General features: G+C 42.7%; 9 protein-coding genes. All 9 read left to right on the plus strand.

Annotated features, from left to right (window positions below; genetic code table 11):
* Positions 1-62 precede the first annotated feature (62 nt).
* The gene (locus TY15_RS17495) at positions 63-1547 is read left to right on the plus strand and encodes an aldehyde dehydrogenase family protein (RefSeq protein ID WP_040205740.1); all 1485 of its coding nucleotides are present in this window, start codon (positions 63-65) and stop codon (positions 1545-1547) included.
* A gap of 265 nt (positions 1548-1812) precedes the next feature.
* Positions 1813-2256 (plus strand): Lrp/AsnC family transcriptional regulator, encoded by a 444-nt coding sequence (locus tag TY15_RS17500; RefSeq protein ID WP_040205739.1) that lies wholly within the window; start codon positions 1813-1815, stop codon positions 2254-2256.
* A 1034-nt stretch (positions 2257-3290) separates the two neighbouring features.
* A complete protein-coding gene (nikB, locus tag TY15_RS17510) occupies positions 3291-4232 on the plus strand; it encodes a nickel ABC transporter permease (protein ID WP_040205737.1) in 942 nt (313 codons plus the stop codon).
* A 15-nt stretch (positions 4233-4247) separates the two neighbouring features.
* Positions 4248-5144, plus strand: a complete 897-nt coding sequence (locus tag TY15_RS17515; protein WP_040205736.1) for an ABC transporter permease — start codon at positions 4248-4250, stop codon at positions 5142-5144.
* Positions 5145-5167: 23 nt separating this feature from the next.
* On the plus strand, positions 5168-6709 hold the full coding sequence (locus TY15_RS17520) for a glutathione ABC transporter substrate-binding protein (RefSeq protein WP_040205735.1): 1542 nt from the start codon (positions 5168-5170) through the stop codon (positions 6707-6709).
* Between the two features lie 10 nt (positions 6710-6719).
* Positions 6720-7697: an ABC transporter ATP-binding protein gene (locus TY15_RS17525; RefSeq protein ID WP_040205734.1), complete on the plus strand. Its 978-nt coding sequence runs from the start codon at positions 6720-6722 to the stop codon at positions 7695-7697.
* The gene (locus TY15_RS17530) at positions 7697-8719 is read left to right on the plus strand and encodes an ABC transporter ATP-binding protein (protein WP_042375054.1); all 1023 of its coding nucleotides are present in this window, start codon (positions 7697-7699) and stop codon (positions 8717-8719) included. The genes TY15_RS17525 and TY15_RS17530 overlap by 1 nt, the downstream gene beginning before the upstream one ends.
* Before the next feature lie 108 nt (positions 8720-8827).
* The gene (locus TY15_RS17535; protein WP_040205733.1) at positions 8828-10432 is read left to right on the plus strand and encodes a gamma-glutamyltransferase family protein; all 1605 of its coding nucleotides are present in this window, start codon (positions 8828-8830) and stop codon (positions 10430-10432) included.
* A 68-nt stretch (positions 10433-10500) separates the two neighbouring features.
* A partial coding sequence (locus tag TY15_RS17540) for a chromate transporter (RefSeq protein ID WP_042375058.1) occupies positions 10501-10881 on the plus strand: 381 nt, incomplete at its 3' end.

Here is a 10881-nt window from a genome sequence, read left to right on the forward strand (position 1 = left end):
GCGTTATCTATAGGTTCGCTCATAGTCAAACCTAAGGATGAAGATACTAAAGGAGGAATTATATGAATCAACTAACAACAGAATTAAGAGAAAAAGTTGAAAAGTTCCTAATAGGTAAGAAGAAGTTATTTATTAATGGAGATTTTGTTGAAAGCAAATCTATGAAAACCTTCGATACTTACAATCCTGCCACTGGTGAGGTATTAGCAAGCGTTTATGAGGCTGCTTCAGAAGATATAGACCTAGCTGTAAAGGCTGCTCGTAAAGCTTTTGATGAGGGACCATGGTCAAAAATGAGTGCCTCTGATCGTGGTCGACTTATGTATAAGCTCGCCGATTTAATGGAGGAGAATAGTAAAGAATTAGCACAATTAGAGACTTTGGATAACGGTAAACCAATTCGAGAAACTAGTAATGCCGACATTCCCTTGGCGATTGAGCATATGCGCTACTATGCAGGCTGGTCTACGAAAATTGTAGGTCAAACCATTCCAGTGAATGGACCATTCTTAAACTATACTCGACATGAGGCTGTGGGAGTGGTTGGACAAATCATCCCTTGGAATTTCCCGCTTCTAATGGCAATGTGGAAGCTCGGGGCTGCTCTGGCTACTGGCTGTACGGTCGTTTTGAAACCAGCGGAGCAGACCCCTCTTTCTGCGCTTTACTTGGCAGAGCTAATTCAAGAAGCCGGCTTTCCAGAAGGGGTTGTTAACATTGTTCCTGGCTATGGAGAAACGGCAGGGCAGCCTCTAGTGGATCATCCCTTAGTTGATAAAATTGCTTTCACAGGTTCAACAGAGGTTGGAAAATCAATCATGTCAAATGCCTCTAAAACATTGAAACGAGTGACACTAGAACTTGGAGGGAAGTCACCAAATATCATTCTGCCTGATGCAGATTTATCTAAGGCGATTCCAGGTGCGCTTAATGGTGTGATGTTTAACCAGGGACAAGTTTGCTGTGCCGGCTCTCGTGTATTCATTCAAAAGAAGCAATTCGATAATGTTGTGGCAGATATGGCTGCCCATGCGAAAAAAATTAAGCAAGGTGCCGGAATTCATACTGATACAGAAATTGGACCGCTTGTTTCAACAGAGCAGCAAAAGCGTGTGCTTGGCTATATTGAGAAGGGACTAAACGAAGGTGCACAGCTTGTGGTGGGTGGAGAAAAGCCGTCGGAACAAGGATATTTTGTTTCGCCAACTATTTTTGCAGATGTACGAGATGAAATGACCATTGCTAAGGAAGAAATTTTTGGTCCTGTTATATCTGCGATGCCATATGAAGATTTGGATGAATTAATTAATCGTGCGAATAACAGTGATTATGGGTTAGCAGCTGGTGTGTGGACACAGAATGTTGCTAAAGCACATTATATTGCAAACAACCTTCGTGCAGGAACTGTTTGGGTGAACTGTTATAATGCATTTGATGCGGCCTCTCCATTTGGCGGCTATAAACAATCTGGTATTGGGCGTGAAATGGGTTCCTATGCACTAAATAACTACACAGAAGTAAAGAGTGTTTGGATTTCAATGCAGTAAAATAGATAAGATGCTTATCAAGAGGGTGCTGATTTCAGCTACCTTCTTTTTTGATATAAGAATACAACCAATATTAAAAAATACCCTCTTTACCTTCATAATGAAGTAGATAAATTATTGCGTACTTTGCTGTTATAATTTATCTATATGAAAGGAAAATAGAGAAAAAACAAACAATATGAAAATTAGATGTAAGATATTATTCCATCTTGTTCAGGATTTCCTTATAATACAGTTAAAAGGAAATTATAAGGGTGGTTTTTGTATGGATCATGTTGATAAACGGATTTTGGAGTTATTGGTAGATAACGGCAGATTGTCCTACGTGGATATTGCCAAAGAATTAGGATTGTCCCGCGTGGCCGTCAGGGAGAGGGTCGCAAAATTAATTGAAGATGATGTTATCGAACAATTTACAGTCGTTATTAATAGCAGCAAGGCCGGAAAAGAGGTTTCAGCCTTTTTTGAGATTGATTGTGAGCCAAGTTCGCTTGTCAAAGTAGCGGAGGCATTAGCAGAAAATCCAAGCGTGGCCAGCTGTTATCAAATGACGGGTCCATCCACCTTACATACGCATGTCTTAGTCGATAATTTTGCTGCCTTAGAAAGATTTATCAATGAAGAATTATACGCCTTAGCCGGCATCACTCGCGTGGAAAGTCATATCTTACTACGAAGATTTAAAAGCAGAAGAGGATTTAAACTTTAATAGAGTGAATTTTTATATTTAAATATAAAATAGTAAAAATAGTCAGGTTACATTTAAATATAGGAAAGACAACTTTTAAAATAAAGGGTGAATCTGTTCTCCGAGGCTTACCGCTCGCTTTCCACGGGGCGAGCGCCGAGCCGCTTCGTCGCTACGCTCCTGCAGGGTCTCGCCTGTCTCGCTTATCCCGTTGGAGTCGAGCGGACGCCTCTCCGAACGAATAAATAGCTTCTTTTTAAATCCTCGAAACAAAAAATATCCAACTGGAATGCAGATACAGCGATCAAAAATCTTCCTCCTCGGATTTTTATCGCGAACATTTGGAAGGAAGAGGACAATTCTAGCATTTCTGGAGCCTCTATGTGCTACAACACAAATAAGTTTCGATTAGATGGTCCTGAAAAACTTCCTTTTTTTGAGAATCATATTAAACCTTGAATAAGGAATGAGACTTGTTTAATTTAGGCTGTGTAGCAGAACTTGAATGATTGGAGCGGAAGGCACGAAGACTCCAGCGGGAGGACGGGGCTGGGGAGACCCCGCAGGCGCTAGCGCCGAGGAGGCTCCCTGTGCCGCCCGCGGAAAGCGAAGTGCCTGGAGCGGAAATGAAAACCCAAATTCATCACAGCCTAAATTTAGGGGTTTTTTTCAGTGGCCTCTAGCTAGCGAAGAGGATGCTCGGTGAACACCTCTAAAATTCATATTAAAAATGACAAAAGACACCGAGTGAGTGCTCTCGATAACTTTTTGCCGACAATCTGAGACTCATCATTCTGATGAGTTTTTTTGGTGTCGAAATGATTTGAAAGCGTTTTATTTTTCGTATATCGAAAAAACGAATTATTTTCCCATTTACCTACATTTAGATAGCAATTATTCTAAAAAATAGTCAAAAGGTAAGAAATATTTTAAAATATAGATATTTTGTGTAGATTTTTAGATTATTTTGAATTATAATCAATTTTAAATAATTCGAAACATTTCGTAATGTAAAATTAATATTTCATTAACAAATGGAAAGAGGAGGGTGTAAATTGGTTGCAATGATTGTCCGAAGGCTTTTTCAGCTACTATTCCTACTATTTGGTATTTCCTTTCTGGTCTTTTCGTCCATGTATCTTGCTCCGGGGGATCCAGCTTCGATGATCGGAGGACCAACAGCAACAGAATCTGATCTGAATGCAATCCGGGACAATCTAGGATTAAATGACTCTTTTTTAACCCAATATGGACATTATCTCGCTAGTGTTGTTCAAGGGGATTTAGGGTTTTCCTATCAAACTCGTCAACCTGTCTCTGAAGCGATTGCCGTCCGCTTCCCTAATACGTTAAAACTAGCAATCGCTAGTATGGTCATCGCCATCATCATTGGGATCTTTGCCGGATTAATTTCAGCGCTTAAGCACAATAGCTGGTTGGATGTTTCATCAACCACGTTTGCGTTAGCTGGCATCTCAATTCCTAACTTTTGGCTGGGAGCATTGCTGATTTTAGTTTTTTCTGTCAATCTTCAGTGGCTGCCAGTGGCCGGTTTGTCTGACCCGTGGTTTACGGTTGAAGGATTGAAGCAAATGGTATTACCGGCGATTACATTAGGCACCGGTTCCGCTGCGATGATTGCGAGAATGGTAAGATCCTCAATGCTTGAAGTAGTCAGGGCTGATTATGTAAGAACGGCAAGGGCTAAAGGGGTCAAGGAACGGAATGTCATTTGGATTCACACCTTAAAAAATGCCATGATTCCTGTTATCACGGTAATCGGCTTGAACTTTGGAGCCCTATTAGGTGGAACTATTATTACAGAGAAAGTATTCGCTATCAATGGAGTCGGCCGATTAATGATTGATGCGATTGCCGCCCGAGATTTCCCGATGGTACAAGGGTCGGTTTTATTAGTAGCCACGCTATTTGTATTAGTTAATCTAGTCGTAGACATCGTATATACCTATGTGGATCCAAGAATTAAATTTCAATAAGGAGGGGGGATGAACATGGCAGAAGCAGTACCAGCTTTAGGGGCAAAGATAAAAAGAGCTAAAAAGAAAGAAAGTAGTTTTCTAGTAACGACGAAAAGGCTGTTGAAAAATAAACTGGCTGTCGTTGGTTTAGTGATTATTGCGATTCAAATTGCATTAGCAATTTTTGCACCGCTTCTTACCTTTCATGATCCAGTGAAGCAGAATCTAAAAATCAGCGAGCTGCCAATGTTTAGTGATGGTCATTGGCTAGGCACTGATAATTACGGCCGGGATGTTTGGAGCAGAGTGGTGTTTGGGGCACGAATCTCCTTGATCGTAGGGATTATAGCGGTTAGTTTAGGTCTTTTCGGCGGCATAATCCTCGGACTGCTCGGCGGCTATTATCAAAAACTAGATGGCGTGATTATGAGAATCGTTGATTTGTTATTCTCATTTCCAGGCATCCTGCTGGCGATGCTCATCATTGCCATTTTAGGTACAAGTCTTGTCAATGTTGCCATCGCGATTAGTATCTGGTCGATCCCATCCTGTGCAAGGATTGTCAGGGGCTCTGTTCTTTCTATTAAAGAGAAGGAATACATCATGGCGATGAAATCACTGGGGGCCTCTGATTTAAGGATCATGGTCAAGCATATTCTACCAAATGCGACTGCACCGATTATTGTTTTTGCAACGATGCGGATGGCGACAGCGATCCTATCCACGGCATCGCTTAGTTATTTAGGGTTAGGGGCCCAGCCGCCCACTCCGGAATGGGGAGCGATGATTTCACAAGGACAGGCCTTCATGTGGACATCACCACATTTAACGATTATTCCAGGTATCGCGATTATGTTAACCGTCTTTGCGTTTAACGTCGTGGGTGATGGCCTGCGAGATGCAATCGATCCAAATATGGATATTCAATAATTAGAATAGAGGGGGAAATAAGAATGAAGAAAAATTGGTTACTGTTATTTACGATCATTACCGCCTTGTTACTTTCAGCCTGTGGGGGAGCTTCTTCAAAATCTAGTAGTGATGCGAGCGAGGGGAAAACGAAAATTCCTGATACCTTCACATACGCATCCCTTACCGATGCAGTCGGTTTATCACCGATTATGACCAATGATTCTGCCTCAGCCAATGTGACAGAACATGTATATGAAACTTTATTTAAGAGAAATGTAGATAACGAGATTGAACCATTATTAGCAGAATCATATGAAAATCCTGATGAAAATACTTGGATTATCAAATTGAAAAAAGGAATTAAATTCCACGATGGCACTGATTTTAACGCCGATGCTGTTAAGTATACATTTGATAAATTGCGTGATCCTAAAACGGCTGCACCACGTGCAAGTCTAATGGCACCAGTTGATACGATTACAGTTGTTGATGATTATACCGTTGAAATCAAAACAAAATATCCATATGGACCATTCCTTGCTGCTCTATCACACTCCAATGCAGCCATTGTTAGCCCAACAGCTGATCAAAAGCAAGACTTAAACAAAGAACCAGTAGGTACGGGACCGTTTAAATTTGTTAGCTGGACACCTGGTGATCAAGTAGTTTTAGAGGCAAATCCTGATTACCGTGATGGAGCACCAGCATTGAAGAAAGTTGTTTTTAAAGTAGTTCCTGAAGTATCAACTGCCATTTCAATGCTACAGGCTGGCGAAGTGCAATTTATTGATAAGGTTCCAGCTGAACAACTTAGCCGCGTGCAAGGCTTGAAAAATGTTAATTTTGAAAAAATCGAAGGAACACCTGAATACTTTTTAACAGTGAATCATTCAAAACCAGAATTCCAAGATCCTGAATTTAAACAGGCGATTGCCAGCGCGATTGACCGCGATGCCTTTGTGAAAAAGCTAAATGGTTTAGGAATTCGCAGCGATAGTATCATTGGACCAAAGGTGTTTGGTTATAAAGAGTCTGCTGATAAAGCAGGAACTCCGTATGATGTAGATAAAGCGAAAGAGTTAGTGAAGAAAAATGGCTATGATAAAAAGACTCTCAAGTTATTGACAGCTAACCGCGGCAACTATGTGTTAATGGCGGAAGTGGTTCAAGCTCAATTAGCAGAAGCTGGTTTTAAGGTGGAAATTGAAACAATGGAATGGGCAGCCTTTTTAGAGACAGCCCGTGCTGGAAAATACGATCTAACTTTCTTAAGCTGGTCAAACGTTACGGGAGATGGATCTGAGCTACTATATCCTAACTTCCATAGTGATAACGTCGGTTCATCCAATATGACTCAATTAAGCAATCCAGAATTGGATAAACTCATTGACCAGTCTAGAACGACAACGGATCAAAAGGCACGTGAAGAGTACTTGAATCAAGCAAATGAACTAATGCTGAAAGAAAATACGGCAGTAATTATGTACCATGATGTCGTAACCGCTGCCCTCGATAACAAATACACGGGCTTAGAACTATATCCAAACGGGAAATGGGATCTTTCGAAAGTAACAGGAAAGTAGGGTAGAGATTATGGGAGAGACATTACTTGAAGTCAAAAACATTGTGACTGAATTTCGCACTGCAGACGGGCAACTGCCAGCAGTGCGTGATGTCTCCTTTTCACTACAAAAAGGGGAAACACTTTGTATTGTTGGAGAATCGGGCTGTGGCAAAAGTATTACTTCTCTCTCGGTCATTGGTCTATTACCTAGCAATGGCAAGATTACGAATGGGGAAGTGCTTTATGAAGGCAGTCCTATTCATAACTTATCGCCCGAAAAAATGCGCCAAATACGCGGCAATAAAATTTCAATGATATTTCAAGAACCGATGACAGCATTAAACCCGGTGTTGACGATTGGCTTTCAGCTGAGAGAACCATTAATGCTCCATCATAAGCTGTCAAAAGGAGAAGCAACTAAACAAGGAATTGAGCTTCTAAAACAAGTCGGGATTCCATATCCTGAAAAGAGAATGAACCAATATCCACATGAATTAAGTGGTGGGATGAGACAGCGGGTTATGATCGCGATCGCGCTTTCCTGTAATCCAGGATTACTGATTGCCGATGAACCGACGACTGCACTGGATGTAACGATACAAGCGCAGATCTTAGATTTGATTAATGATTTAAAAAGTAAATTAAATATGGGTGTCATGATGATTACCCACGACATGGGCGTTGTTGCCGAAGTTGCTGACCGGGTGATGGTCATGTACGCAGGGAAAAAGGTAGAGGAAGGCGATGTGGAAGAAATCTTCAACAATCCGAAGCATCCTTATACAATTGGACTACTCAATTCGGTACCAAATGTGGACGACCCTGATTTTGAATTAGAACCGATCCCGGGTTCGCTACCAAGCTTAAGTGAACAAATTACGGGCTGCAGATTTCATGCCCGCTGTAAGTTTGCAACCGATAAATGCAGAAGTCATGAGCCAGCTGTTTTCCAGGTATCGGATACCCATAAAGTGAGTTGTTGGTTAGAGGAAGAGGGGGTGCACTAATGGCCGTTGTAGCAGAAAAGCAAACATCAAAAGAGCTGACAGAGCCAAAGGTGCTCCTTGAACTAAAAGGGGTCAAGAAATATTTCCCCATCAAAGGCGGCATCCTCCAGCGCAAGCAAGGAGATGTGAAGGCAGTTGAAAATGTTTCTCTACAATTATTTGAAGGTGAAAGTCTCGGGGTAGTAGGAGAATCTGGATGCGGAAAATCAACCCTTGGCAGAGCGATTTTGGGTTTGGAGGAATTAACGGAAGGTAAAGTTTATTTCCAAGATGCAGAAATCCAGGATTTAAAAAGAAAAGAAAAACTGAAGTTTGTGAAGCAGATGCAAATGATTTTCCAAGACCCGTTTGCATCGTTAAACCCAAGGCAGCGTATCGGTCATGCACTTGAAGAAGTGTTTACCATGCATACCGACCTGTCAGCTAAAGAAAAACGATCAGCGGTGCTCGATTTATTAGAAGAAGTAGGCCTAAAAGAGGAGCACTTTGATAAATATCCACATGAATTCAGTGGTGGACAACGGCAGCGGATTGGGATTGCTCGTGCCATCGCCCTCCATCCGTCATTTGTGATTTGTGATGAGGCGGTATCGGCTCTAGATGTATCGGTTCAAGCACAAGTCTTGAAGCTTTTAAAAACATTGCAGCAAAAGTATAATCTATCCTATTTATTCATCTCACATGATTTAGGTGTTGTCCGTTATTTTTGTGATCGCGTATTAGTAATGTATTTGGGTAATACCGTGGAATTGGCGACGGTCAAGGATTTGTTTGAAAATCCGATGCATCCGTACACGCAGGCATTGCTTTCAGCGATTCCGCGTCCAACCGTGAATGCGAACCGGAAAAGGATCCGTTTGCAGGGCGATTTACCAAACCCTGCTAATCCACCGAGCGGCTGCCCGTTTCATACGAGATGTCCCATTGCCACAGATATATGTCGAGCAGAAAAGCCAGCCTGGGTGGAGTATAGTCCGAAACACTATGCAGCATGCCACTTTGCGGGCCAGCCCTTAACTTAAAAAAGTATGAGCTCCTCCTACCCTGTAGGGGGAATCTTGCTTTTCAGGTTAACAGAGAGAAGATACGGCAGAGACCGTGCTAATTTGTAGGTTTGAGGAGGAGAAACGATGGATTATTTAAACCATCCCTTTGCATCAAAGCGTCATACAGTATTTGCTAAAAAAGGTATGGTGGCCACATCCCAACCACTTGCTGCTCAAGCAGGATTAGAGATTCTGCAAAAAGGGGGAAATGCCATTGATGCGGCCATTGCGACAGCAGCGGCATTAACGGTTGTAGAACCGACATCAAATGGAATCGGTGGAGATGCCTTTGCCTTAGTTTGGATGAAGGATCAATTACATGGATTAAATGCATCCGGTCCAGCGCCGGAGTCCATTTCGGTTGAAGCGGTAAAACAGTTAGGCCATGAGAAGATGCCTGTCCATGGTGTGATTCCGATTACAGTTCCAGGGGTACCGGCAGCCTGGGCAGCTTTGTCTAAGCGATTTGGCCGCTTGCCATTAGCTGAGGCGTTGAAGCCGGCGATTCGGTATGCGGAAGAGGGCTACCCACTTACTCCAATTTTGGGCAAGTATTGGAAGCTGGCATACAGGAAGTTTAAAGAAAATTTTACAACAGAAGAATTTAACACCTGGTTCGAAACGTTTGCGCCTGATGGAAGGGCTCCTGAGATTGGGGAGCTATGGAAGTCACCAGGCCATGCGTCAACGCTGAGGTCAATTGGCGAAAGCAATGCCCGTTCATTTTACGAGGGAGAGTTGGCCGACAAAATTGATGACTTTATGAAACAGCATAATGGATTTTTAACAAAAAGTGATTTGAGCAAATACGAGCCTGAGTGGGTTAACCCCATTTCAACCCATTACCGCGGGTATGATGTATGGGAGATTCCACCTAATGGTCAAGGAATGGTTGCCCTCATGGCGTTAAATATTTTTGAAAAATTGTCCCCGCCGACATGGCAAAGTCCCGAAACCCTTCATCAGCAAATTGAAGCCATGAAGCTGGCGTTTACCGATGGGCAGGCATTTATCACCGAACCCGATGAGATGCCACTAAAAGCGGAGGAATTGTTGTCGGAGGGATATGCGGAGGTTCGAAGTAAAACGATTTCAGGGGAAGCCTCTGATCCAACACCATATGAATTGCCGAAAGGTGGAACGGTATATTTAGCGGCTGCTGACGAAGAAGGAAATATGATTTCCTATATTCAAAGTAATTATATGGGATTTGGCTCAGGTATTGTGATTCCTGGTACCGGGATTAGTTTACAGAACCGTGGGCATGATTTTTCCTTAGATGAGAGCCATCCTAATGTATTAAAACCAGGTAAGCGTACGTATCATACGATTATTCCAGGCTTTTTAACGAAGGGTGGTCAAGCAGTTGGACCATTTGGAGTAATGGGCGGTTATATGCAGCCGCAAGGGCATTTTCAGGTTGTCACCCATACCGTTGATTATTTGTTAAACCCACAGGCAACGTTAGATATGCCTAGGTGGCAATGGATGAAAGGAAAATCCGTTCATGTTGAACCGGAGTTCCCTAACTATCTGGTTCAAGCCCTTGCACGGAAAGGTCATGAAGTACATGTGACAGCAGATGGAGGAAGCTTTGGGCGTGGGCAAATCATTTGGAGAGATCCGCAAACGGGAGTATTACAGGGTGGCACGGAATCTCGCACCGATGGAGCGATAGCAGCTTGGTAAACGCCTTAGCTCAGGAAAAACCATCACCTTCTCCCAATCAGCGCCCGTTTTGGAGAAGGAATTGGGACATCTTTGCCGCATTTTTTCGAATAGGAATATTAGGATTTGGCGGCGGCCCGTCCGCGATACCACTTGTCCACCAAGAAGCGGTTAAGAAATATGAATGGATGAATGACGAGGAATTTGCCGATACGTTAGCGATTGCCAATGCCATGCCAGGACCGATTGCCACTAAAATGGGTGGGTATATTGGCTATCGGGTGGCAGGTATTGTCGGCTGCCTTGTGGCTCTATTTGCAACGGTAGCACCCACGGCGTTAGCGATGATTTTCTTACTGCAGCTGCTTCAACAATTTAAAGATATCCCATGGGTGCAGCATATGTCTGCCTCCGTGGTCCCGGTAGTGGCGGTTATGCTGGCAACGATGACTTGGGATTTTGTAAAAAAA

The organism is Neobacillus jeddahensis, from assembly GCF_000612625.1.
Lineage (GTDB): Bacteria > Bacillota > Bacilli > Bacillales > Cytobacillaceae > Neobacillus > Neobacillus jeddahensis.